At 68.8% G+C, this 23,252-nt stretch carries 28 protein-coding genes and 1 pseudogene; 15 read left to right on the forward strand and 14 right to left on the reverse strand.

Annotated elements, in window-relative coordinates; genetic code table 11:
- Window positions 1-545: 545 nt before the first annotated feature.
- Entirely contained in the window at window positions 546-2,669 is a 2,124-nt protein-coding gene (locus FHU36_RS32940; RefSeq protein ID WP_185087998.1) for a carbon starvation CstA family protein, read from the reverse strand.
- 3 nt (window positions 2,670-2,672) lie between these two features.
- The gene (locus FHU36_RS32945; protein ID WP_246503028.1) at window positions 2,673-3,029 is read right to left on the reverse strand and encodes a hypothetical protein; all 357 of its coding nucleotides are present in this window, start codon (window positions 3,027-3,029) and stop codon (window positions 2,673-2,675) included.
- A 194-nt stretch (window positions 3,030-3,223) separates the two neighbouring features.
- Here FHU36_RS32945 and FHU36_RS32950 point away from each other — a divergent pair, with 194 nt between their 5' ends.
- Window positions 3,224-3,598 (forward strand): hypothetical protein, encoded by a 375-nt coding sequence (locus tag FHU36_RS32950; protein ID WP_185087999.1) that lies wholly within the window; start codon window positions 3,224-3,226, stop codon window positions 3,596-3,598.
- 20 nt (window positions 3,599-3,618) lie between these two features.
- Here FHU36_RS32950 and FHU36_RS32955 read toward each other — a convergent pair whose 3' ends face one another.
- Window positions 3,619-3,981 carry a MerR family transcriptional regulator gene (locus FHU36_RS32955; RefSeq protein WP_185088000.1) on the reverse strand — a complete coding sequence of 121 codons (363 nt, stop codon included), beginning with the start codon at window positions 3,979-3,981 and terminating at the stop codon, window positions 3,619-3,621.
- Window positions 3,982-4,046: 65 nt separating this feature from the next.
- Between FHU36_RS32955 and FHU36_RS32960 the strand changes: the two genes are divergently transcribed.
- The 4 genes from FHU36_RS32960 to FHU36_RS32975 all read left to right on the forward strand — a co-directional run bounded on the left by FHU36_RS32960 (window position 4,047) and on the right by FHU36_RS32975 (window position 6,342).
- On the forward strand, window positions 4,047-5,255 hold the full coding sequence (locus FHU36_RS32960; RefSeq protein ID WP_185088001.1) for an MFS transporter: 1,209 nt from the start codon (window positions 4,047-4,049) through the stop codon (window positions 5,253-5,255).
- 9 nt (window positions 5,256-5,264) lie between these two features.
- Window positions 5,265-5,762 (forward strand): hypothetical protein, encoded by a 498-nt coding sequence (locus FHU36_RS32965; RefSeq protein ID WP_185088002.1) that lies wholly within the window; start codon window positions 5,265-5,267, stop codon window positions 5,760-5,762.
- A gap of 92 nt (window positions 5,763-5,854) precedes the next feature.
- Window positions 5,855-6,013, forward strand: a complete 159-nt coding sequence (locus FHU36_RS32970) for a MerR family transcriptional regulator (RefSeq protein WP_185088003.1) — start codon at window positions 5,855-5,857, stop codon at window positions 6,011-6,013.
- Window positions 6,010-6,342 (forward strand): YnfA family protein, encoded by a 333-nt coding sequence (locus FHU36_RS32975; RefSeq protein ID WP_185088004.1) that lies wholly within the window; start codon window positions 6,010-6,012, stop codon window positions 6,340-6,342. The genes FHU36_RS32970 and FHU36_RS32975 overlap by 4 nt, the downstream gene beginning before the upstream one ends.
- A 57-nt stretch (window positions 6,343-6,399) precedes the next feature.
- Here FHU36_RS32975 and FHU36_RS32980 read toward each other — a convergent pair whose 3' ends face one another.
- Both FHU36_RS32980 and FHU36_RS32985 read right to left on the reverse strand, forming a co-directional pair.
- Window positions 6,400-6,810 carry a nucleoside/nucleotide kinase family protein gene (locus tag FHU36_RS32980; protein WP_185088005.1) on the reverse strand — a complete coding sequence of 137 codons (411 nt, stop codon included), beginning with the start codon at window positions 6,808-6,810 and terminating at the stop codon, window positions 6,400-6,402.
- Entirely contained in the window at window positions 6,807-7,490 is a 684-nt protein-coding gene (locus FHU36_RS32985) for a GAP family protein (protein WP_185088006.1), read from the reverse strand. Before FHU36_RS32985 ends, FHU36_RS32980 begins: the two co-directional genes overlap by 4 nt.
- Window positions 7,491-7,659: 169 nt before the next feature.
- On the opposite strand from FHU36_RS32985, the gene FHU36_RS32990 reads away from it, so the two are divergent.
- The gene (locus FHU36_RS32990) at window positions 7,660-8,187 is read left to right on the forward strand and encodes a GNAT family N-acetyltransferase (protein ID WP_185088007.1); all 528 of its coding nucleotides are present in this window, start codon (window positions 7,660-7,662) and stop codon (window positions 8,185-8,187) included.
- Between the two features lie 170 nt (window positions 8,188-8,357).
- Window positions 8,358-8,702 (forward strand): MerR family transcriptional regulator, encoded by a 345-nt coding sequence (locus FHU36_RS32995; RefSeq protein WP_185088008.1) that lies wholly within the window; start codon window positions 8,358-8,360, stop codon window positions 8,700-8,702.
- A 163-nt stretch (window positions 8,703-8,865) separates the two neighbouring features.
- On the opposite strand, the gene FHU36_RS33000 is transcribed toward FHU36_RS32995, so the two are convergent.
- The gene (locus FHU36_RS33000; protein ID WP_185088009.1) at window positions 8,866-9,162 is read right to left on the reverse strand and encodes an RDD family protein; all 297 of its coding nucleotides are present in this window, start codon (window positions 9,160-9,162) and stop codon (window positions 8,866-8,868) included.
- A gap of 395 nt (window positions 9,163-9,557) precedes the next feature.
- Here FHU36_RS33000 and FHU36_RS33005 point away from each other — a divergent pair, with 395 nt between their 5' ends.
- Both FHU36_RS33005 and FHU36_RS33010 read left to right on the forward strand, forming a co-directional pair.
- Window positions 9,558-10,505: an SDR family oxidoreductase gene (locus FHU36_RS33005; RefSeq protein WP_312892010.1), complete on the forward strand. Its 948-nt coding sequence runs from the start codon at window positions 9,558-9,560 to the stop codon at window positions 10,503-10,505.
- A gap of 62 nt (window positions 10,506-10,567) precedes the next feature.
- A complete protein-coding gene (locus FHU36_RS33010) occupies window positions 10,568-10,783 on the forward strand; it encodes a dihydrofolate reductase family protein (protein ID WP_246503029.1) in 216 nt (71 codons plus the stop codon).
- Window positions 10,784-11,195: 412 nt separating this feature from the next.
- On the opposite strand, the gene FHU36_RS33015 is transcribed toward FHU36_RS33010, so the two are convergent.
- The 3 genes from FHU36_RS33015 to FHU36_RS46610 form a co-directional block, all read right to left on the reverse strand.
- Window positions 11,196-11,423 (reverse strand): hypothetical protein, encoded by a 228-nt coding sequence (locus FHU36_RS33015; protein ID WP_185088012.1) that lies wholly within the window; start codon window positions 11,421-11,423, stop codon window positions 11,196-11,198.
- A 400-nt stretch (window positions 11,424-11,823) separates the two neighbouring features.
- Entirely contained in the window at window positions 11,824-12,648 is an 825-nt protein-coding gene (locus FHU36_RS33020; protein WP_185088013.1) for an inositol monophosphatase family protein, read from the reverse strand.
- Between the two features lie 335 nt (window positions 12,649-12,983).
- Window positions 12,984-13,763 carry a protein-sorting L,D-transpeptidase LdtCP gene (locus FHU36_RS46610; protein WP_312892011.1) on the reverse strand — a complete coding sequence of 260 codons (780 nt, stop codon included), beginning with the start codon at window positions 13,761-13,763 and terminating at the stop codon, window positions 12,984-12,986.
- A 217-nt stretch (window positions 13,764-13,980) separates the two neighbouring features.
- Here FHU36_RS46610 and FHU36_RS43850 point away from each other — a divergent pair, with 217 nt between their 5' ends.
- Both FHU36_RS43850 and FHU36_RS46980 read left to right on the forward strand, forming a co-directional pair.
- A complete protein-coding gene (locus FHU36_RS43850; RefSeq protein ID WP_221497065.1) occupies window positions 13,981-14,694 on the forward strand; it encodes a hypothetical protein in 714 nt (237 codons plus the stop codon).
- A 184-nt stretch (window positions 14,695-14,878) separates the two neighbouring features.
- Window positions 14,879-15,058, forward strand: a pseudogene (locus FHU36_RS46980) (hypothetical protein); the annotation flags it as partial.
- 130 nt (window positions 15,059-15,188) lie between these two features.
- On the opposite strand, the gene FHU36_RS33035 reads toward FHU36_RS46980, so the two are convergent.
- The 3 genes from FHU36_RS33035 to FHU36_RS33045 form a co-directional block, all read right to left on the reverse strand.
- Window positions 15,189-15,413 carry a YwqG family protein gene (locus tag FHU36_RS33035; protein WP_185088015.1) on the reverse strand — a complete coding sequence of 75 codons (225 nt, stop codon included), beginning with the start codon at window positions 15,411-15,413 and terminating at the stop codon, window positions 15,189-15,191.
- Window positions 15,414-15,452: 39 nt separating this feature from the next.
- Window positions 15,453-16,163 (reverse strand): hypothetical protein, encoded by a 711-nt coding sequence (locus tag FHU36_RS33040; protein ID WP_185088016.1) that lies wholly within the window; start codon window positions 16,161-16,163, stop codon window positions 15,453-15,455.
- Window positions 16,164-16,390: 227 nt separating this feature from the next.
- Window positions 16,391-17,710, reverse strand: a complete 1,320-nt coding sequence (locus FHU36_RS33045) for a hypothetical protein (protein WP_185088017.1) — start codon at window positions 17,708-17,710, stop codon at window positions 16,391-16,393.
- 691 nt (window positions 17,711-18,401) lie between these two features.
- Here FHU36_RS33045 and FHU36_RS33050 point away from each other — a divergent pair.
- Window positions 18,402-19,013, forward strand: coding sequence for an SMI1/KNR4 family protein (locus FHU36_RS33050; RefSeq protein WP_185088018.1), 612 nt, complete (start codon window positions 18,402-18,404; stop codon window positions 19,011-19,013).
- Between the two features lie 75 nt (window positions 19,014-19,088).
- Window positions 19,089-19,283, forward strand: coding sequence for a hypothetical protein (locus tag FHU36_RS33055; protein ID WP_185088019.1), 195 nt, complete (start codon window positions 19,089-19,091; stop codon window positions 19,281-19,283).
- A gap of 165 nt (window positions 19,284-19,448) precedes the next feature.
- Here FHU36_RS33055 and FHU36_RS33060 read toward each other — a convergent pair whose 3' ends face one another.
- A complete protein-coding gene (locus FHU36_RS33060) occupies window positions 19,449-20,198 on the reverse strand; it encodes a class I SAM-dependent methyltransferase (RefSeq protein WP_185088020.1) in 750 nt (249 codons plus the stop codon).
- A gap of 498 nt (window positions 20,199-20,696) precedes the next feature.
- Here FHU36_RS33060 and FHU36_RS33065 point away from each other — a divergent pair, with 498 nt between their 5' ends.
- Window positions 20,697-20,987: a hypothetical protein gene (locus tag FHU36_RS33065; protein WP_185088021.1), complete on the forward strand. Its 291-nt coding sequence runs from the start codon at window positions 20,697-20,699 to the stop codon at window positions 20,985-20,987.
- A gap of 166 nt (window positions 20,988-21,153) precedes the next feature.
- Here the strand turns inward: FHU36_RS33065 and FHU36_RS33070 are convergent, their stop codons facing one another.
- A complete protein-coding gene (locus FHU36_RS33070; RefSeq protein ID WP_185088022.1) occupies window positions 21,154-21,771 on the reverse strand; it encodes a TetR/AcrR family transcriptional regulator in 618 nt (205 codons plus the stop codon).
- Window positions 21,772-21,853: 82 nt separating this feature from the next.
- On the opposite strand from FHU36_RS33070, the gene FHU36_RS33075 reads away from it, so the two are divergent.
- Window positions 21,854-23,026, forward strand: coding sequence for a DUF418 domain-containing protein (locus FHU36_RS33075; protein WP_185088023.1), 1,173 nt, complete (start codon window positions 21,854-21,856; stop codon window positions 23,024-23,026).
- The last annotated feature ends 226 nt before the right edge of the window (window positions 23,027-23,252 follow it).

Below are 23,252 nucleotides of genomic sequence, written 5' to 3' on the forward strand. Positions count from 1 at the left end.
CCGAGAATGATCAGGTGAGTACACAGATCATCCGTTTCCACGCGATCACTATAAGTAGTCTGGTGGTTATCTGTCGGCATTTCATGAGGCGAGACTGGCGGCCGGAGGCAGGCCGACGAGCCGGAGTACGCCGCCGGCTCGTGCCGGACACCAGGCTCGTCGAGCGGGCCTCGACGGCACCAAGGCCTGGACGGTTGCGCCCCTCAAGCCGTGATGGTCACGGGCGCTTTCCGCGTGAGTCGACCAAACGAACATCGCCGTCGACCGCGCCTGGCCAGCCCTGATGGCGGTCGCCCCCATCTGCACCGGCAGATGACCGCGTCAGTCGCCCGCGTGAGGTGGCAGGGCCCGGGGGCGGCAGGTCCCCAGCTGCCTGCGGGTCGGTGATCTAGGAGTCTGCCCGCCGGGCGGCGAGCTCGTCGTTGGCCGCCACTTCCATGCTGGTCAGGCGGGCGTGGACCTCGTCGAATTGTTCGTCGAGGTGCTCACGCAGCTGCTGCAGCGCGGTGCCAGTGGCGTCGGGGGCGGGGTGGACATGACATGCCCTAGGGGCCGCCGGCGGTCCCTGCCATCGACTGCTTCTCCTCGCGGCTGGCGAGGAGCCCGGCCGGCGCGAGGATCCGCGACTCCTCGAACGGCGCCTCGGTGCTCGGCAGCGGCTCAGGCGACCGGATCGCCCTCACCCACACCCGGAACGCGTCGAGCAGCACGATGATGATCAGCACGGCGAACAGCGCCGCGAGGACGCCGTCCACGGTGGAGTTGACCACGATCTGCCGCATCGCGGCCTCGGACTTGGCCGGGGCCAGGACCTGCCCCTGCTCCAGGGCGGTCTGGTAGCGCTCGCGCTGGGCGAAGAAGCCGAGCCCGGGATCGGCCGAGAAGACCTTCTGCCAGCTCGCGGTCAGCGTGACCGCCACGTCCCAGGCCAGCGGCACCGCCGTGACCCACGCCCACTTCAGCCGCCCGCTCTTGATCAGCAGCGTGGTGGCCACCGTGAGCGCCACCGCCGCGAGGAGCTGGTTGGCGATGCCGAACAGCGGGAAGAGCTGGTTGATGCCGCCGAGCGGGTCGTTGACGCCCTGGTAGAGGAAGTATCCCCAGGCTGCCACGACCACCGCGCTGGTCGCCATCAGACCCGGCCACCAGCTCACCCGCGCGATCGGCTTCCACAGGTTGCCCAGCGTGTCCTGCAGCATGAACCGTCCGACCCGGGTGCCCGCGTCGACCGTGGTGAGGATGAACAGCGCCTCGAACATGATTGCGAAGTGGTACCAGAACGCCTGCAGCGCCGTCCCGCCGAGGAAGCCCGAGAAGATCTGCGAGATGCCCACGGCCAGCGTCGGCGCGCCGCCGGTGCGCGCCACGAGCGTCTCCTCCTGCACGGACGCCGCCGCGGCCTGGAGTTGCTCGGGGGTGATGACGAAGCCCATGTTGGTGACCGCCTCCGAGGCGGACTGCACGGTCGCGCCCACCACCCCGGCGGGGGAGTTCATCGCGAAGTAGAGGCCGGGGCTCAGCACCGACGCTGCCGTGATGGCCATGACGGCGACGAACGACTCCATCAGCATGGAGCCGTAACCGATCAGCCGGACCTGGCGCTCCTTCTGGATCATCTTGGGGGTCGTACCCGACGAGATCAGCGCGTGGAACCCCGACAGCGCCCCGCACGCGATGATGATGAACACGAACGGGAACAGCGACCCGGCGAAGACCGGCCCGTCACCGCTGAAGGCGAACGGGGTGAAGGCGGTGTTGCGCAGCGGCGGCGTCGTGACGAGCACGCCCACCGCGATCAGCGCGATCGTGCCGATCTTCATGAACGTGGACAGGTAGTCGCGTGGCGCCAGCAGCATCCACACGGGCAGGACGGCCGCGACGAACCCGTACGCGACCAGCCACAACGCCAGCGCCGACGGGCTCAGCGTGAACACCGGCGCCCAGCTCGACTCCTGCACCCACCCGCCGGCCATGATCGCCAGGATCAGCAGCGCGACCCCGATCACGGTCGTCTCCACGACCCGGCCGGGCCGCAGCACCCGCAGGTAGAAACCCATGAAGAAGGCGATCGGAATGGTCATCGCGATGGAGAAGACGCCCCAGGGCGACCTGGCCAGCGCTCCCACGACGACCAGCGCCAGCACGGCCAGCAGGATGATCATGATGGCGAAGACCGCGACGAGCGCCGCCGCCCCGCCCACCGGGCCGATCTCCTCGCGGGCCATCTGGCCGAGGCTCTTGCCGTCGCGCCGCATCGAGAAGAACAGGATGACCATGTCCTGCACCGCCCCGGCGAAGATCACCCCGGCGACGATCCAGATGGTGCCCGGCAGGTAGCCCATCTGCGCCGCCAGCACCGGCCCCACCAGCGGCCCGGCCCCCGCGATCGCCGCGAAGTGGTGGCCGAACAGGATGCGCCGGTCCGTCGGGTGGTAGTCGATGCCGTTGTTCAGCCGCTCGGCGGGTGTCGCCCGCCGGTCGTCGGCGCCCAGCACCTTCTTCAGGATGAACCGGGCGTAGAAGCGGTAGGCGATGGCGTACGACCCCAGCGCGGCGGCGAGCAGCCACACCGCGTTGACGTTCTCGCCCCGGGACAGGGCCAGCACCGCCCAGCCCGTCGCGCCGACGAGGGCCACGGCCGTCCAGATGATGATGGAACGCACGTTCACCGGTTACCTCCCGGGGTGTTCTCCCATGACGGGACGGCCGAGGCAGCAGCGCAGCCCGGCGTCCGGCGGCAGATCGGTCGTGAACCGCCGCCAGCGCCACAGCGGGCGGCAGTCGACCGTGACCGGCAGCTCGACGAGGTGCACCCAGGCGACGGGGTGGGCGTACACCGGACCGCCCCCGAGCCGGCGCGCCCGCCGGGGCAGCCGCGACCGGCGCAGCGGCCTGACCGAGAACTCCCCGGCGTCCGCGCAGCACAGGCCGGTGACGTGCCAGTCGAAGAAGACCACTTCGTCAGGGTGGAGCGCTGCGCGTGCGGCGCTCGTCAGCGTGATCCGGGACATCTCGAAGCCCCTGGTCATCAGGCATCTTCCGGCGACTCGGAAGCTACCCGCGGCCTTACCCGCCGTCACGTCCCCGAAACGCCATGCTGCACCGCCGGAGTGGTTTAAGTCACATTGGGCCGGATTGTCCCGTTAATGGCGTCGCTTCCCTGATACCTCTAGAGCGATCTTGCTCGGCTCGAGCGAACCACGGGGGAAACACCATGATGACGATGAAGCAGGGATTGCGCACGCTGACGCTCGCCGCGGCCGTCGCCGCCGGCACCCTCGCGCCCGCCGCACCGGCCGGCGCCTCGCCCGCCACACCGGCGGCGACGGCCGAGCCCGCCGCGCAGGCGGCGGCCCGGCGTTACTGCCTGTACGGCGGGTACGCCATCGCCAAGGAGAACATCAAGATCCGGACGAAGCCCAAGGTGAACGCCACGCCCCTCGGCCTCGTCCTCAAGAACAAGACGTTCAGCTGCCACCACGGCGAGGACGGCGAGCGCTACACCCTCTGCGGCAAGACCTCGGCCGTCTGGCAGTACATCACCTACAACGGCATGACCGGCTACATCCCCGGCACCTGCACCAAGCCCCGGTCGTAGCCCGCGAACCGGCCGGGCCGTCACCCGTCGCCGCGTACCTCCTCGAGGTAGGCGGCGATGGCGTCCCGGTTGCGGGTCAGGCACGAGATGCGCTGCGTCATCCGGTCGCGCTGGACCTCCAGCGTGGCGATCATCTCCGGTGTCGCGTCGGAGAAGTGGATGACCCGCGGGCTGTCCAGGCAGGGCAGGATCTGCTTGATGATCCGCGTCGGCAGCCCGGCGTCCAGTAGGCCCCTGATCTGCAGGACCCGGTCCACCATGCGCTCGTCGAACTCGCGGTAGCCGTTGGCGGCCCGGCAGGCGGCGATCAGCCCCTGCTCCTCGTAGTAGCGCAGCAGCCGCCGCGCCGTCCCGGTGCGCTCCGCCAGCTCGCCGATCCGCATGTGGCCCACCTCACACCCAGCCGTGTTGACCTTCACATCGATGTGAAGGTTCGAGCATACGCGGCATGAGCAACGACACCGCCTCCCGCCCGGACACCGGCACCCGGGCACTGCCGCTGGCCGCCCTGGCCGCCCTGACCACGGCCGCCTTCGTCACCGTACTCACCGAGGCGCTGCCCGCGGGCGTCCTGCCCGCCATGAGCGCCGGCCTCGGCGTCAGCGAGTCCGCCACCGGGCAACTCGTCACCGTCTACGCCGTCGGAACGGCGGTCTCGGCGATCCCGCTCACCGCCGCCACGGCCGGGTGGCGGCGCAAGCGCCTGCTGCTGGCCGGCGTGGCCGGGTTCGCGCTGGCCAACACGGTCACGGCCGTCTCGGCGCACTTCCCCCTGACGCTGGCCGCCAGGTTCGTCGCGGGCGTGGCCGCGGGCGTGATCTGGGCGTTGCTGGCCGGGTACGCCCGCCGGCTGGCGCCCGCCCACCTGCAGGGCAAGGCGATGGCGATCGTCATGGCGGGCATCCCGGCCGCCCTGTCGCTGGGCGTGCCTGCCGGCACCTGGCTCGGCGGGGCGCTCGGCTGGCGGACGACGTTCTGGGTGATGACCGCGCTGGCCGTCGTCCTGGTCGGCTGGATCGCCGCGCTCGTCCCCGACCAGCCCGGCCTGCCCCGCGAAGGCCGTCACCCGATCCTGCGCACGCTCGCCGTCCCCGGCGTGGCCGCCATCCTGTTCGTCACCCTCGTCTTCGTGCTGGCCCACACCGTCCTCTACACCTATATCGCCACCTTCCTCGACCACCTCGGCCTCGGCGCCTCCGTCGACCTGGTGCTGCTCGTCTTCGGGGCGGCCTCGCTGGCGAGCATCTGGATCACCGGCGCGCACATCGACCGGCGGCTGCGCGCCCTCACCGTCGCCGGCACCCTCCTCGTCGCCGCGGCGGCCACCCTCCTCGTGCTTCCGACCGGCAGCCCCGCCCTCGTGTACGCCGCGGCCGCCCTGTGGGGCCTCGGCTGGGGCGGCATCCCCACCCTGCTGCAGACCGCCGCCGGCCACGCGGGCGGCGCCGCCGCCGACACCGCCCAGGCCATGCTGGTCACGCTGTGGAACGCCGCCATGGCGGGCGGCGGAGTCGCCGGCGGCCTCCTCCTCGACCTCCACGGCCCCGCCACCTTCCCCTGGACCGTCCTGGCGCTCCTCGTCCCCGTCCTCGCCACGGTCGTCCTCGCCCGCACCCACGCGTTCCCCACTGTTGATCAACGGGAACGCCGGCCGTAGAGTCCCCACGTGACCCTGTCCCGGCCCATGACGCCTCCGGGGGCGCCGGCACGCGTGCGCAAGACCGTCGTGGCCCTGGTCGCGGTGGCCCTGGTGGCCGGCGGGCTCGGCTGGACGGCCATCGGGTCGGTGACCGCGTCCGGTTGCCGCGCCGCCGAGCAGGATCTGGTCCCGGTGCTGGCCGCCGAGCCGATCCTCGCCGCCCACCCCGCGGGCGCCGTCCAGCGCGCCCGCCACGGCGGCTGCTTCCCCGACGACCCGTTCCCGTACGCGAGCAGGTTCTACGAGTCCGGCGGCGACTTCACCGCCTTCTACGCGCGTGCCGCCGTCCAAGAGGGCTGGCGGCCGTTCCCCGCGGCGGAGGGGGTCTGCTACACCAAGGCCATCGGGGGCGCGACGGCGTTCCTGTCCGTGGCGGCGCACGAGGCCGGCGGAGTCCGCGGGTACGACATCGGCATCGCCGCCACCCGCGAACCGGCTCCTGAGGACGGCGGGCTCCTCTGCTAGAGGGCTTGCACCCCGTACCCGGGTCCGGGGTTACCGTCGGGGCCGCCCGTGGGACGGGCTGCTGCTCCGGGCGCCATGGCACAGGCCTGCGGGTGCGGGCGGCGGCGAAGCTCGCCGAGGTGGAGCAGCGGATCGCCGACCTGCGGACCGTGCACGAGACACTGCTCCAGGCGGTGGACGCCGGCTGCGACGACCTGGCGGCGTGCGCCGCCGACCCAGGCTGTCCCCTGCCGTTACAGTCGCAGCCGTGACTGTCGCCCGTTCCCTGCTGCTGTTCGTGGTCGCCGCCCTCGCCGAGATCGGCGGGGCCTGGCTGGTCTGGCAGGGGGTGCGGGAGCAGCGGGGCCTGGTGTGGATCGGGGCCGGCGTCATCGCGCTCGGCCTGTACGGGTTCGTCGCCACGTTCCAGCCCGACCCGCACTTCGGCCGCATCCTCGCCGCCTACGGGGGCGTGTTCGTGGCCGGCTCGCTGCTGTGGGGCGTGGTGGTGGACGGGTTCCGGCCCGACCGCTGGGACGTCGTCGGCTCGGCGATCTGCCTCCTCGGCGTCCTGGTCATCATGTACGCCCCGCGCGGCTAGGACGCTCCGCGGCCACCCGATCCATCCCCCTGATCACCGGCGTCCCGTCGCGCCGGCTCAGCGGCACATCGTCAAGAGACGTCCGACGCTCTGCTCAGGCCCCTCGCCCTCGGTGTGGAACACCATGGTGGCGAGCACGCGCACTCCTGGATCACGCACCCACTCGCGGAGGAAGTCGTGCCCGTCCGCGCTGATCCAGTCGGTCCCCTTGGCCGCCAGGCTCCGCTGCCGCAGGATCTCGACCGACCGCTCCGGATCGGGGGACGGCAGCACCAGCACCACCCGGCCCACGGCGCGGATCCGGTCACGCAGCCGTTCCATGCTCCAGCCCACCTCGCCGTAGTAGACCTCGCCGAGCGCGTCCACATCGACGAAAGTCCGCCCGCTCGCCACCGCCAGTCCCGCGCCGAGGGTGCTCTTCCCGGCGGCGGCGGGACCGACGAGGACCATCCACGGAGCCATGTTCATCGGAAGAAAAGGTAGTACGCCGCGTCCCGGGCGATGAGGAAACCCGCGATCGCCAGGGTCCAGCCGACCGCCGACACCGCGTGCCCGGCCATCCACGCCCGCAGCCGCCGCAGCCTCGGCTCCAGCCACGCGCCGGCGACGCCCCGGAGAGCCAGCAGCGCCAGCGACGGGACGATCATGACGACGACGTACGCCGCCAGCAACGGCACCCACTGCCCGGCCGGCAGCCCGGCGGTCGTCATGATGCCCATCGCGGCGAGATACGGCACCATCGTCGCGACCTCCAGCAGCCCGGCCGTCAGCCCCAGCAGCACCATGGCCCGCGGACCGCCCGGCCGTGGCTCGAAGCGGTGTCCGGGCTCGCCGAGCCTCGTCCGCCGCTTGGGGTCGAAGCGGAAGCTCAGGGCGAACAGCCCCACCCCCAGGACGAGCTGGACCCAGTACGCCGGCCGGCTGTGCAGCGCGTCGCCGAGGCTCCCCGCCACCGTGGACACCCCCAGCATGAGCGCGACGCCCGCCACGAAGTAGAACAGCGCCACGGTCGCGAGGTAGACCAGCAACCGCGACACCTGCGACCGCTCCGAGGCCAGCAGGAGGAAGACGGGGACACCGAGGGTCCCGAAGCTCATGCTGTCGACGAGCGCCAGCGCGGCGAGGGTGAGAAGCAGCCCGATCGTCACCCGACGAGGATGCCGCCCGGCGGCCGGCGGGCGCCTCCTCCCCGCGATCGAACCCGGCGTACATCCTTGTGCTGAGCTCCTGCCTTCCGCCGCACACGCCGGTGGAAATCCCGTTGCGTCCGGAAACGACGCCTTGGTAGGTCTTGCCGTCCGACCCCGAGGAGGTTTCATGCTGACCGGACGACGTGTCCGCCTGCGCGCCCTTGAGCCGGCCGACAGCGAGGCGATGTGGCGGTGGTACCACGACCCCGAGGTGGGCCGGTGGATGGACAGCACCCCACCCATCTCCCTGGCGCAGAACATCGAGAAGGGCCAGAACCGGCCGCGCAACACCTTCGAGCAGATGGTGCTCGGCATCGAGACGCTCGACGGCCGGAGGCTGATCGGCTACGTCGCCCTCGGCGACACCGACTTCGTCCACGGAGAAGTCACCCTGCAGAGCATCGCCATCGGCGATCGCGACCACTGGGGCGGCGGTTACGGCAGCGACGCCCTCCGGGTGATCTGCCGGTACGCGTTCGAGGAGATGGGCCTGCACCGGGTGATGCTCTGGGTCGTCGCAGACAACACCGCGGCCGTGCGGGCCTACCAACAGGTCGGGTTCGTCGAGGAAGGCAGGCGTAGGGAGGCGTTCCGCAGAGCCGGAAAGCGGTACGACTTCCTCATGATGGGGCTGCTGTCCCCCGAACTCCGGTGACCCGGGGCGTCGACCGGGCGCGATCGTGGGCACCCGGATCACCCGCGACGCTGACGAGAGATCACGCCCGCGCGGCCCACGACCGCCCGGCCAGCGCGAAATGTATGCTCACGGCGCGACGTTGAAGCTCGACATCGGTTGGAGGTCAACCCCAGAGGGGGCGGGGTCACATGCTGATCGGGGAGTTGTCCCGGCGTACCGGGGTCAGCGCGCGGTTGCTGCGTTACTACGAGGCACAGGGGCTCCTTGAGTCCACGCGTGACGCGAACGGTTACCGCACCTACGACGAGGACGCGGTGATCACCGTGCGCAAGGTCCGCGCCCTGCTGAACGCGGGCCTGACCACCGAGGTGATCCGGGTGGTGCTGCCGTGCACGGTGGGTGACCAGCCCGAGTTCGACTGGTGCGCAGACCTGCGGGCCATCATGGACCGGGAGCTGGCGGCCATGGACGAGCGCATCGACGGCCTCCGGCGCAACCGCGGCACCCTGGCGAGCTACCTCGCCCAGCCCTGACCCGGCCCGCCTCCGGCGGGGTCAGGGTCTGCGCGTCCGGATCGCGCCAGGTCCGGAATTCGATGACGTGCTCCACGATCAGGTCGTTGCCGGCACTCGCCAGTGCCGGGAGGCACGAGCGCGGCCTGCACCGACCCCGGCCCACCCATCCGCCCGCCCCAGGTCACGACTCGGGTTCAGCGTTGGAAGCTCCGTATCGTCGGGTGACCTCGGTGTTCCCCCATCGGTCGTGCAGGGTTCGGCCGTCGGCGTCGAGGAGCGCCCACAGCCCGTCCACGAGAAGGGCGAGCGGCCCGACCCTCGGTTCGAGGATCAGGAGCGGGAAGAACAGCGTGCGGAGGGCCGTCTTGCCCGCCGTCGGCCGTCCTGTCGTCTGTGCCGAGACGAGGCGGATGCGCAGCAGGCGCTTGCCCGGTGTCCGTCCCCACAGGGTGTGCTGCGCCCAGAAGTACACGAACACCCCGGCCAGGACGCCGGAGCCGGAAACGCCACTCCTCCCACGTCGGGATGGCGGCGACCGCCGTAGCCGCCAGCCAGGCCAGGAATGCCGGTTTCGATAACCGGGGGTCGTTCGGCAAGGAGGCGGTCCTTTCGCGGGCTCGGCACACCCCAGCGATGACGCCGATGATCAAGTATGGTCGCGCCGCCGATCCTCGCCGTCAGGAAGCGGCCGTGCGTCCGCGGACCGGGCCGGGGGCGTCCAGGAGTCCGCCCCTCGCCGGCCATCCCTGGGCAGACGTCGGCTTCCTCGGCCGGCGAGATCCGGGTAAACTTCGCCGTCTCGATCCGCAGCCTTGTCCCTCGGCCACGAGGTGCAGGTGCAAGATCTCCGCTGACGCGTTGAAAGGTCTTGCCGTGGACAGGTTCGAGCGGGATGAATCCGAAGGCGTCTGCCTGCTGACCGTTGTCAGCCCGCGCAAGGACGAAGGCAACAGCCCGACCGGGATCGTCGGGCGGTGCCTGGCACGACAACTGCTCGCCGTCGGCCGGCAGGTGCGGGTGATCGCCGAGCCGGACCAGTGCGGTGACTGGCCTGCCACGGTCGAGGTCGTCGAAGGCTCCATCACCCGGCCGCTGGAGTGCGCCCGGGCGTTCGACGGCGTCGAGGCCGTGTTCCTCGCGGGCGCCCGTCCTTCGACGGTCCAGGACGTCCTGACGCTGGCGCGGGACGCCGCCGTCCGGAAGATCGTCCTGTTGTCGTCGCACGGGCCGGAGTACGAGGAGGCGAACCCGCCGGAGACCTGGTTCTGGCTGGCGATCGAGCAGGCGGTGGAGGGCTCGGGCCTCGCCTGGACGCACATCCGGCCGTCGGCCGTGATGGGCGCCGCCGTCGAGGGCACCTACCCGGCGACAGGGTCGGACTGGCCCGACACGGTCCGCGCCGACGGCGTGGTCCGGGAGGCCTTCCTCGACCAGGGCCACTACCCGTTCATCCATGAGGAGGACCTCGCCGCCGTGGCGACCGCGGCCCTGGTCGGCGACCGCCACACCGGGACGGTTCTCGAGGCGGTGGGCCTGCCGTTGAGCACCCGTTCGCGGATCCGGAGCATCGCCGCCGCACTCGGCCGCGACATCGACACGGTAGAGCTCGCACCGCACGAGAGCCGGGCCATCTGGCGACGTCTCGGCTGGCCCGACGGCGCGATCGACGTGACGCTGTACGCCCTTGAGGAGTACGGCGCCCGATACGCCGAACTCGTCCAGTGGACACTCGACCAGCGGCCGTCCGTGCAGGACATCGTCGGCCGGCCCCTTCGCACCTACGATGACTGGGTGCGCGAGAACATCCACGTGTTCCGCTGACCTCGCCACCGGTTCCCCGCCGGGACTTCCGCGTCACGAGGCGAGCAGGAGGGATGATCCGGATGGGCTTGGACGTCGAGAAGTCGAACACCCTGAAGCAGACGGACTGGAACACCACCACCGTCATCTCCGGTGACGTCGCGGGCAGGCTGCGCGAACTCAAGCAGCAGACCGACGGGGACATCCAGATGTCCGGCTCCGCGACGGCCGTGCGGTGGCTCCTCGCCCACGGGCTGCTCGACGAGCTGAACCTGTCCTACGTCCCGGACGCCTGCTGACCGACGCCCTGGCCGACAGTTCGACGATCAGCTCCGGAACAGAGCACGCAGCCTGATGTGGGGCAGCGGATGAGGAGGTCTCTGCTGCCCGATGTTCAGGGTGCGGCACACGCGTTCAGCCCGGACGTGGTTCGGCACCATGACGACCGCGGACGGGGAGAACCGCCCGGGGCCGGCTCGGCGCCTGTTCGAGCTGATGTTCCTCCGGAGACACCGTGCCCGAGTACGTCATTGCCCGCCTCGACGACGCCTTGATCGACGAGATCGTTGCGACGCTTCGCCCTCGGCCCGGTGACGACGAGGCGTCCCGTCGACCCCTCTCTCACGGGTCGAGGCGTTCCTCACGGAGCATCGGGAACGAGGGCGTGCTCGATGATGCGGAGTCGCACCTGTAGAGGTCCGCCCGACGGACTCAGAGTTTGTACAGCTTCTTGAACGGTGCCGTGATGCGTTCCTGCCGCGATCCGAAATCGACGACCACGGCGGCATCGTCTTCCACGCCGGTGACGACGCCAAGGCCATACCGATCATGTGTGACCTGGTCGTTCACGCTGAACTGCTCGGCAGGTGGGGCCGGAGGCGGGGGTTTGAAGGGACTGGTGGGCATGTGACGACGGGACGCGCCGCTGGATTGCTTCATCCCCTCCAGTATGTGCCGCCCGCGAGAACGCTCGCAACGGAGGGTCGGCAAGCGCCGCTGAGCTGTGTCTTCATGGTGAGAGCGAGTGACGGGCATCCGCCCCGCCCCGCCCTGCCGGCCCGCCGCAGTCAGCCGACGATCGGATCCTCAAGAACAAGGCCGAGCACCCGGTTCCGGAAGCACTCAGGGTCGGGACCGGACAGGCCGGCCATGGTCGCGAGTGCTTTCCACAGCGCCCATCCACGCGCCCGTCGCCAGGCTGAGCACCGGTGACCGTGAGTCTGTAGCCGTCTCGTCGCCGGAGCTCCAGGGTCTCGCCCGGATTCCAGTCTCCCGAACGCCAGTGACCGGTGATCCTGACGGGGCCCGTCGCCCGGTGAGCCGTTGATCCCTTCCAGAACTACTCGGCAGTGTGCGCGCTGCGCTGGGCGACTCTGTGTGCCTCGGCGACGAGTTCCACGAGTTCGGCAACAAGCTTGGGGCCAGCGGCGATGGTGGCTCGGGAGTCCGTGGTGTGGGGGCTGCCGTCGAGGTCGACGACCGCGGCTCCGGCTTCGCGGGCGATGAGGACGCCGGCGGCGGTGTCCCAGGGGTTGTTGCTGAGCATGATCAGGGCGTCTGTCTTGCCGTCGGCCACCCACGCGAGGTCGATGGCGGCTGATCCGAACATGCGGACGCGCTGGACGCGGGCGGCGAGTTCGTGGGTGAGGACGAGTCTGGGGCGGTTGCGTTCGTGGGCGCCGGTGCCGACGGCGTAGTCGCCGATGGAGACGATGGCGTCGTTCAGGTCGCGGGTGTGGCTGACCTGGATCTCGGTGCCGTTGGCTTGGGCGCCCGCGCCTTCGGCGGCGGTGTAGCGGGCGCCGAGGAACGGCAGGTCGATGACGCCGAGGCTGGGGATGTTCTTGTCGATCAGACCGAGGGAGACGGCGCAGAGCGGGATGCCGTGCAGGAAGTTGGCGGTGCCGTCGACGGGGTCGAGTACCCACGTGAGGCCGTCGCCGGCGCCCGTGAGGCCGTCTTCCTCTCCGAGGAAGGCGATCTCGGGTGTCTCCCGCGCCAGGAAATCCCGTACGGCCTGTTCGACGGCATAGTCCACTTCGGTGGCCATGTCGCGGTCGCCCTTGGCGGTGACGACGCCGGGGGCTTTGGTACGGATGATGTCGGCGGCGATGGTGGCGGCGCGCTCGGCGATGGGGAGGAGGGTCCGGAGGTCGATGGTCATACGGGCTTGCTCCGCTCCCAGATCGAGGTGAACACCTGGTCGAAGACGGGAATCAGCCCGCCGGCGGCCGTGTTGTCGATGATCACCAGCGTAGGCGAATCGACACAGACAGCTCGCGTCGATTGCGCTGATTCAACCAAAATCCCCATGGTCTTTGACCACCGAGTTCCGCGCCGGAACCGTGGGAGGGTGACATGCGCTCCCACGGCTGGATCCGGCACACCACGACCGCGAGCGTCCTGCTCGTCGCTGACGCCGCCGTCGTCTCTTTCCGGTACATGCACGAGCTCGCGTCGGGTGCATGGCATGGACCCGTTGGCCACCGTCCCTCATCCTCAGGGAGCGATCAGAACCGGAGTCCCCAGAGGCAGTCCTGCGAGCACCTTGAGCGCGCGAGCAGGCACTCTGATGCACCCGTGCGTGACCGCCTTGCCGAACACCTTCCGGTCCGGCCAGCCGTGGAAGGCGACCGTGCCGGGACCGCCGCCGAAGGTGTCGAGCGTCGCCGAGTGCGTGCCGAGCGGCAGGATCAGCGGGCTGTAGGTCTTCTTCTTCGGCGACATCAGGGCCAGCATGAAGGTCCTGCCCGCCGGGGTGGGCGTCTCGGGGCCACCGACGGCCACCGTCCAGGTGCCGAGCTTCTTGCTCGCGTTCATCACGGTCAGCTGCCTGGTGCCCAGCTTCACGATGGCGCGGTAACGGCTGCGCGCCTTCTTCAGGCCCTCGGCCTTGATCCAGCCGGTCACGTGGTTGGGCTTGCTGGGCAGAAGCACGCGGTACCAGCCCTTGCGCCCCTCCACCACCGGCACCCAGGTCTGGCTGCCGAGTTGCTTCGCCGGCAGGGTGGCAGCGGGCTTGCCGCCGGGCGAGGCGTAGACGGCCACGGCGCGGGTGGGGTGCACCACGACGCCGCTCAGCTTGCCGAACGTGTCGGTGTCCTGGGGGAGGCCGCTCAGCTCGGTGAACGTGGTGGCCTGGGGGAGCGCGGTCGCCGTGATCGAGGCGGCGGAGGCCAGGGCGACGGGCGACGCGGCGACGCCGGCGGGGGTCGAGGCGACAAGGCTCGTGGCGACGAGCACGGCGCCGATGAGTCGGTAGGGGGCGTCGAGCGGCACGATCGGCTCCTGGGGTTTATGACACACGCGACACGAACGTGTAACTACCTGGCCTCGATCAATAACGTTTTGGAACGTTTGAAGATGCGCGGCCAACAGGTGTGACATTTTTACACAGATGGGTCCTTTGAGGCTCCAGCTCTCCCAAACATCTCGAGGTGCGCACGTGACACCCCCCAGACTCTCCTCAGTCCGTCGCTGTGCTACAGCGGTCCTCATGCTCGCAGTGGCGGCCTTCTCGGTGTTCGCCATCTCCAACTCGGCCTCAGCGGGAGCGGTCCAAGCGGGGCCGCCCGGCGACAACGGCGACGTCAAGATCCATAAGTGGACGACGCCGGAGGACGACCAGCGCAACGAGCCGCACGTCTGCGTGTTCTATCTGGTCGGGTTCAACTTCGACGAGGTCGAGCAGGTGAGCTGGGAGATCAAGTCCTGGCCGCCCACGGGCGACAAGACCACGGTGAAGAGCGGCGCCCTCGTGCTCAACAAGGACGGGCATGGCCGTACCGTCGACATGACTCTGCCGAACGGGCACTACAAGCTGTTCTGGACCTTCGCGGGGAAGCGCGGCGCTCCCGAGCACAAGGTGTTCTGGGTCACGTGTGAGCCCACGCCCACGCCCACGCCCACGCCCACGGTGACGCCTTCCCAGACGCCCACCCCGACGCCCACCCCCACGGTCACGCCGACGCCGACGTCCACCCCGACGTCCACCCCCACGGCGACCCCCACTTCCACCCCCACGGCGACCTCCACGCCGACGCGGACGCCCCCGTCGACGCCGACCCCCACCCACCCCGGCAAGGGTGACCCGGGGACGGTGATCCACGAGTGGACCCAGTGGGACGAGAAGGTCACGCTGACGCAGGACGACCCCAAGCCGGCACCCACCCCGACGCCGGTGAAGACCAACATCCCGGTCACCGGCTGACACGCGACACCGAACGACGGAGGGCCCGGATCAACGCGATCCGGGCCTTCCGTCGTCTTCTCAGCTCCAAATGAGCATGCGGAGCGGATCCGCGAGCATCGCGCCCACGCGGCGGGGAACAGCGAACCGAGTCGATGATCCGGTGATCGAACGACAATGCCAGCGCGGTCGCCTTCCGAATGGCGAACTGGCCAACGCGATCTTCGAATACCTGGCGATCTTCCACAACCGGCAACGACGACGACACAGCGCCCTGTGGATGCGTACCCCATCGAATACGAGATGCTCTACCCGAACACTCACCTGGCGTGAGAGTCAACCAAGCCGACTCCACAGAACCCGGGCACATCTCTTGCTGTCCTGAGCCGGGAACACGGCAGCGACGGCGGATGGCCGAACTCGTCCGCTGTCGGCGCGCGTGGCCCAAAGCCCTTGCGGTAGTACCTCAGGCTTGTCGGTGGCTTGGGGCAGATCAACATAAGAGACTTCCAACGCTATGCGCACTGCCACACAAAGCGGCCTTCCTTGCCGTCGGCGCTGAGAAATCCGTAGCCAACGCCGGCGTCGCCGAAGTTGACCTCATAGAACTCGTCCCGGCCCTCAAGCTGGAACAGGAACGTCCAATCCCCGAGTGGATACTCCTCGTCCCGGAGCCAGGTGGGCGAACCGCCAAGCCGGTTGTCCCAGCCCTCTCCGAGCTCGGCATGACTGGCCGGCACGAGTTAAACGGCAAGATCCTCGCTCATCGTGGGGCCCTCTCACCAGCTCAACACCTTCGGCCGGCCGGTGGGGGCCAGCGGCCGCTCACGCAGCACCTGCGTGCCCAGCGGGACCAGAGCCACGCAGAGCAGGGCGGTGACCAGTACATCGGGGATCGAGGCAGCCTTCAGCACGCCCATCCAGGTGCCTCCCGCCAGCAGCAGCATCAAGGCCCGGGCGGTGCCGAATATGCCGGAGCGCCAGGCTGCGATGGCCAGCAGGAGCGAGCCCGCGTACTGGCCGACCGAGGCCCAGACCGGAACCCGCCATGGCCCGTAGGAGATGTCAACGTACTCCTTCATGACGGCGTTCACCGCGTGGTCCAGTCCGAGGGACTCGGTGAGCTGGAAGGCAGTCTGGTCGGCACCGGTGAAGTACAGGCGGGCGAAGAGCCCGGCGACCAGCAGCGTGGCACCCCAGAACGCCAGGCCGCTCCCCACCCGCTGGGCCAGGGCGATGAAGGCGGGGAAGAGCAGCACCGCCCCCAGCGCGAAGACCGCGTAGGAGAGCGTGAGCAGGCCGGGTTCTGAGGTGTAGGCGAGGAACTGGCCGTAGGCGGCGAACGGCTTCGTCTCGGCCCACGCCTGCTGCTGAGGGGTGAGGGTGGTGGTCGAGCTCAGGTAGCGCAGCAGGTACCCGGCGCACATGACCACCGGCCCCAGAATGAGCGTCGCACCGCCGATCCACCGTCCGGGGAAGTGTGTGTTCATGGGAGCGAGCCTGTCGCGGATGAGCCGGGTGGATCATCCGCCGATCGTCAGCTCGTACACCTGACGAAAGTCAGGGCGGCACGGGTCCGCCCTCAAGAACGCGAAACTCTCTGGCCGCCGTCGATCCGCCCGAAGGGGGACGGGCCAGGACCCGAACATCACCTGATCACCGACGCCACCGGCATCCCCCTCGCCTGGTCCGCGCACTGCAGAACACGACCCTCACGTCATTTCAGGCCGTCGAGGAACGTCTTGGCAACCTTCGTCAGGGCCGGTTGTGCGACTGCCGACTCGAAGAACGGTGCCCGGTAGCCGGCGGCGTCGACGAGGCCGCCTCCGGTCGTCGTCCCCCGGAAAGTGACCTCGACCGTCCGGTCACCGACCAGGACCTTGATGAGGATCTCCCTCATGGGGGGCGCGCTCTTGTCGTAACGCTTGGTGGTGCTGGAGACCACGACGAATGCCTTCTCGCCGAGCCCGGAGAGCTCCTGGCGGGGTTCGTAGACAACGTGGAGGCGATCGTCGGTGAGGCCACCCTTGTCGTGGTAGCGGTCGTACTTCTTGGCATCGCGATCGAACTGGAACGTCGATCCGGTGTCGCCGCCACCCCAGTCGACCACGCGGAAGCCCAGTTCGCCGCCGCGTGCGGTGAACTCCTGCCCAGGTCGGTGCTTGACGACCTCCTTGACCGACCAGGTGCAGGTGGTCTGCTCGATGCGGCCGTCACTGGTGCTGACGGACGGTCCGCCGGCGGCGGGGAAGAACGCCGACTCGATCTGTTTGGCGGTGACGATGCCGCAGGGCCCGGTGAGCTTCACCTTGTCGGCGCTCTTGGCCATCTCCGCCGTGATGAGCTCGGCGACCTTCCCGGCCGTGACCCTCGTCTCGTCTCCGGAAGGGTACTTGGCGCCGGTCCGGTTGTCGCCGCCGTAGGTGACCTTGATCTGCCAGGGCCCCTGCCGGACGAACACCTCCGTTTTGAGGCCGCTCATCCCGATCGAGCTCTGGCTGTAGGAGGCGTCGCCGTACTTCAGCGCCTTGAGCTCGCCGAACGCCGAGCCTGAGGTCCTGCCGTCGATCCGCTTGCCATTCCGGACGTTCACCCGCCGCTCGTGCGCCTTCTTGTCCTGGTCGAAGCGGTCCGTGGCGTATTCGACGGCGTTGCGCGTCTCTGCGCTCTTGGCTGCCACGGAGATGCTCAGCGCGCGATAGCCGAGGACGCCGTTGCCGACGTCCATCTTGCTGTTTGTCCAGCTGCAGGCCGCCCGCTTCTCGGTGTCGGTGGCGGCCCCAGTGGATGCGTCCCTCCCGCCGTATTCGGCATCGGCGACCAGGCTCCTACGGAGATCGTCCGGTACGGCAGCGCAAAGCTGGTCGCCGGTGATCGTTCGGAGTTTCACCGCCTCGGTGGTCTTCGCCTCCTTGGCCGTGGCCGACCGGACCGGATTGCCCCGGTCGGAGGTCGGGCCGGCGGGCGGGCCGGCTTCGTCACGGCTCAGGAGCAGCCAGCCCCCTGCCAGTCCGCCGATCAGGACGACGCTGACCACGGCGACGACGACGGCGATCAGCGGCCCCTTCCCCCCACTTCCGTTGCCGTTTCGCTGGGGAGAAGGCCACTGCCCTCCGGGGCCGCCCTGCGGGTGGGGCTGCTGCCCGCCTGGACCGGGAGGCCACCGTACGCCCGATCCTGTTCCGCCTGGTGCCGGTCCGCCCTGTGCGGGAGGTGGAAGGCCGCCGGGAGGCCAGGCCTGCGCGCCGTGCTGGCTGCCCGGATACCCGGACGCGCCGGGTCCGTGGGATGGCGGGTAGGGGGTGGACATCGGCGAACCTCCAGAGCGGACGAGCCTACCGCCCCTGACATGGCAGGCATTCGGCAAGAAGGCGTGCTTCGCCCCTTTGCGCCCTGGATGCGAGCCTACGGATGGCAGGAACGCGGGCTTGTCAGGTGAACGCCTGTCACTGTGGTTACGGTTCGGTCAACCGTTAGGCGTTCGTCCGAACGAAATCGGTGGGGCGAGGGACGCCGCACGCTGCTCACCGGGCTACGCCGTGCGGAAGCCCGCGCTGTCAGCTTGGGAATGATCTTGAGACGCTGACCTGCGAACAAAAGGTCGAGGTCAGATCGGGTCGAGCTTCTGTGTTGTGGCATTGTCGACCGATGCTGGCAGCATGCAGCTTTATGGACGTGGACGACTCTTGGCTCACCCTCCAGCGGTCCCCACGCGCGGAGTGCAGATCATGACCGAAGATGAGATCTTCGAAGCGATACGGTCGAACGCTGGGCCCGATGTACTACCGGTGGCCTCGTTCGAGGTGGTCGCTGAGGCTGAAGAGGCCATTGGTTACCCGCTCCCTTCGCTGCTACGGCAGTTGTATCTGGAGGTGGGAAACGGAGGTTTCGGTCCCCGGGGTGGCATCATCGGTGTACGGGGCTACGACTTCTGGGGAAGCGATATCTTCGCGGACATCACCGAATCGGCTGTCTCGTTTAGAACCGAGTCCTACGGACGTCGGGCGGGCATGATCCAGTTGCTGGACTGGGGGTGTGCAATCGCGTCAGTGCTGGATTGCCGTGATCCTGAGGGCGCCATGTGGGGATGGGATCCCAACCTGTGCTGCTTGGATCACGCGCTCTTTCCTCAGGACATCACCTTCGCGTCGTGGCTCGCGGAGTCGATTGGCCGGGACTTCGCCGATCCCTTCTATGACGGCTACTTCGAGGTCTCGTCGCAAGATGAGGCAGTGAGCGCCATCGGTGAAGAGGAGGAATCGTGCATGTGGTTGCCACCTGTCTGGGTGAAAGGCAGGAAGGCCGGCGTCTGGGAGCGCCGTCACCGGTCCGGATGCTGACGGGTTGGAGTTCGACCCGACCGCGCCGCAATCGAGCTGCTCTTCAAGCCCGTCCGCCAGATCAACCTTCCGGTGATGATGGACGGTGGTCTTGTCATCGGTATCGGGGATCCGAGCGGCAAAGTGGATGCTGTGACCTTCGCTGTCGGCAACGCTCACTTCTCCGGCCAGGTCGTCGCTGGCTACCTCTTCCTGCGTCAAGAAGAGCGATCAAAATACAGCCCGTTCGCCCTCTTCCATGGCTACCTGCGAAGTGAGTTCACGCGTTGACGACGCATACGCTCGCGCCCTGATCATGGCGGGTGGGATGGATCAGGCTTCCACCTCTGCCACCTGCGGCCCTGCGTACGTGCTTCGGCGATCACCGGAGTCGGAGTGCCCCGCAGGAGGCGTGATCGTTGCGGGTCGTCATCCGGCATGTGGGACGCTTGGCCGTCAAATGCCAGGCAGTGCGGCCTCGATGAGAAAGCGGTGGTTACGAGCGGTGAATGCTCCCTCTGAGCAGATGCGCTCATGGAGACTCCGTAGCGGCCGCTCATAGCGTTTGAGATCGAAGTCGCGAATGTGCCACGGGACGGCTCGTAGGTGGAAGACCACGGCACCTATGTCATGGAAGACGTAGTCGATCATCTCTTCGCGAGCGTCCAGGACCCGAAACCCGTAGCGGCGAAGGCGATCTACTGCGACGGCCAGCGTCCATGCCTCTGGATCGGGGTAAGGCGCGCCAAGGGCGATGTTCAGCTCCACATCATTGCGGGTGCCGACTTGTTGGGTGAGAAGTCGGCCGCCGGGGGTGAGAACTCGGGCGACCTCGGCAGCGTTCAACGCGCCGTGCCTGTTGAGCACGAGATCGAAGGTGGCTTCGCTCATGGGGATGGCATCCGCCGTACCGCCGAGAACGGTGGCATTGAGCGGTCGAAGCCGCTTGGCGGCGATGGGGATGTTTGGCTGCCATGCTTCCATTGCGACAGTGTGGCGAGGCAGTGGAGCGAGGGAGGCCAGGACTTCGCCGCCGCCGGTGTCTTGGTCGAGCAGTCGCGGTGCCGCTGAGAGAAGCGCTGAGGCCCGCTCGGTGTATCGCCATGACGGGTCCCCGCCACTCGTCCTGTCGCATAGCCAGCTGAAGTCCCATCCGCGCAGGGATGCGTGCAGGGCCTGTTCGACAAGATCGTTGTAGCTGAGCACCTTGTCACGCTAGTAGAGTCCAGCGGGGCCGGCTACTGGATTATTCGATGGCCTGGCTGACCGAATGCGAGCCCCCGGAAGATCAAAGCCAGGTCGGAAATCTGCCCCCGACCTGGTTTTTCGTTCGTGGAGCGAGTGGCAGGAAGCGAACCCGTGCGCTGTCAGCTTTGGGAAGTCTTTCAAGATCATGGCCTCATGGGCAGGGGTAACGCTGAACTGGTCGTTCTTGCGCGCCGCGCGCACCTCCCCGTCCTGATCATCCCGTGGCCCTGGCCCGCTCGGCTTGTCCCGGGTCGATGGTGGGCGGGATGATCAGGCTTCCACTTCAGCTACTACTGGCGAGAACACCCCGCGGTCATCGAGCCTGAGGCGCGGTTTCGCAACGCTCAAGTGATCGACCGGAGACTGAGTCCGCTCATCCTGGGTGAAGGCGGTGAAGGGTGCTCTATGTGGTGGAGGCCTGTCCGGGTGTTTCTCGGCCTGGGGTACGGTGCACTGTTGCTGGTGATCGCAGTCTTTTTGTGGAACGTGCTGGTTTTCCCTTTCTTTCTCCTCGCAATTCCACCTCACCTGGTGGCGTTGATGTTCCTCGGCATGTGGCCTCCAGGATGGTTGTTTCCGGTCTGGGTCTTGATTCTGCTCCTTGTTGTGCAGGTGATCGCTGCCCGTTGGATCGGGCGGAACAAGGGAGTGACTGACAGGCGACAACTGGCGCGCGGGATTCGAATAGCTCTTTGGGGGAGCATGGCCTTGGTGGCGGCTCAGGGCATCATGGACCTGCTGATCTGATGAAGCGGCGCGCCGGCGGTCGGCGGTGTGTGTTGGTACGGCGGGGCGCGTTACGGCGATGCCCCGCGTGGCGCCCGCGTATCACCCTGGCTACTGGCCCGGCGATGAGGGCGCGGTAGTTCACGTCGACCTGGACGACCAGCCTCGGCGATCTCGGTTTCTGAGCTCATGCGCGCGCTGCTCGTGGTCCTCTCGGGCCGAGCCCGATGGCGGGCAGGATCGCCTGGTCGACGATGGCCGAAAGGTCCTCGTCGCTGGGCGCTGTCCCGGTGTCGATCAGGCGCTTGGTGACGAGAGCCTCGCCGATGTCGGCCACGACCGGGGTGAGCAACTCGACCGGGAAGCGGCCCCGGTCGGCGTAGTGCTGCAGCACGGTACGGGTGAACGTGCCGCCCCGGTTGGCGAAGACCCGCTCGAACAGCGCCTCGGACATCAGCGCGGCGCTCTTCGGATCGGTGAGGATGGCGGCGACCGCGCGGCCCGCCGGGCTGAGGGCCCACTCGGCCATGAGGCGCAGGGCACGGATGAGGTCGCCGCGCAGGTCGTCGGCGCCGGGCGTCGGCTCCTCGACCGGGTGCTGGTGGTAGAGGGCGTCCAGGAGCACTTCGATCGGGTCCGACCAGCGGCGGTACAGGGTGGTGCGGGGTGTTGCCGCGCGCCGGGCGATGGCGTCCATGGTCAACCGCCCCGCACCCACCTCCACCACCTCTTCCAGTGCGGCGTCGTGGATGGCCTTGATCAGCTCTTCGCCGCGCCGGCGAGTCCGGGCATGGTGTTCGCCCATTGCCACCCCCTTGCTTAGCTACACGGCTGTATCCTACCTTGAGTATCAGCTACAGTCGTGTATCTAATTCAAGGGGACAGCCATGTCCATCGCCCCACCCGCTCCCGTCCACAGGGCCACTCCCATCACCCAGCGCGTGCTGGCGCCCGATCTCTCGCGCGGGCTGATGTTGCTGCTCATCGCGTTGGCGCACGCGCACATGTACCTGTCAGGCCACGAAACGGGCTTCCGCGGCTACGCTCTCGACGGCGGTGCCCTGGACCGGCTGGTCGCCGGGGTGCAGATCCTGCTGGTGGACGGGCGCGCGCTGCCCATGTTCGCCGCCCTGTTCGGCTACGGCCTGGTACAGCTCGCCAACCGGCAGCTCGCCATGGACAGGAGTTGGCCGCAGGTGCGCAAGGTGTTGCGCCGCCGGAGCCTGTGGCTGCTGGCGTTCGGGTTCTGTCATGCGCTGCTGCTGTTCTTCGGTGACATCCTCGGCGCGTACGGGCTGATCGGGCTCGTATTCGTCGGATTCATCCGGCGCGCGGACCGATCCGTGCTGCAGGCCGCCGTCATCGGGCTCGTGCTGCACGTCGTGGTGCTGTTCGGCTTCGGGCTGCTCACCATCTCCGCACCGAAGGGCGACACGCCCGCCGCCATGGCGGACCCGATCGTGGCGACCGTGATGCGGCTCATCGGGTGGTCCGGGATGACGCCCACGTACTTCGCCGCCAGCGTGGTGCCGGCCTTCCTGTTCGGGATCTGGGCGGCTCGCCGCCGCCTGCTGGAGGACCCTCTCTCACACCGGGACCTGCTCTCCCGGGTCGCCGTCGTGGGCGCAGGGCTGGCCGTCGCCGGCGGGCTGCCGCTGATGCTGATCGACACCCGCGTCTGGACGCCGTCGGACCTGGTGGCCGTGTCCGCGTACGCACTGCACAGCGTGACGGGCATCGCCGGCGGGCTCGCGTACGCGGCGATCATCGGACTGGTCGTCAGCCGGATGCGGCGCGGGTATCCCGGCCCGGTCGTCAGGTCCCTCGCCGCGTGCGGCCAGTGGTCGCTGACCTGCTATCTCCTCCAGTCAGTGATCTTCGTGGCGGTGTTCGCGCCGTACGCGGGAGGGCTCGGCACACGTGTCGGCGACGCCGCGGCGTCCGGCATCGCCGTGGTCGCCTGGCTGGCCACCGTGGTGCTCGCCGCGCTGCTGGCACCCGGTGGGCGAAGGGGACCGGCCGAGGCGGCGCTACGGCGGCTGACGTACGGGCGCCGCTGACTCGCCGTGGTTCTGACGTCGTGGTCTGCGGGCCGACACCCACCAACGTCGAATGTCGCCGGCAAGGCCCCGGAAGCGACCCTTGACGTTGGCTGTGGGCCGGGAGGGATCACGTTGTTCGGCACAGGACACGGTGGATGGCCGGTCCGGACCGTCGATCGCCCCGTCTCCCCACGGTGATCAGCCACCATCAGGCGATCGTGAGGGCGGTGCTGGAGGGCTCCAC

Source organism: Nonomuraea muscovyensis (assembly GCF_014207745.1).
In the GTDB taxonomy this organism is placed as follows: domain Bacteria; phylum Actinomycetota; class Actinomycetes; order Streptosporangiales; family Streptosporangiaceae; genus Nonomuraea; species Nonomuraea muscovyensis.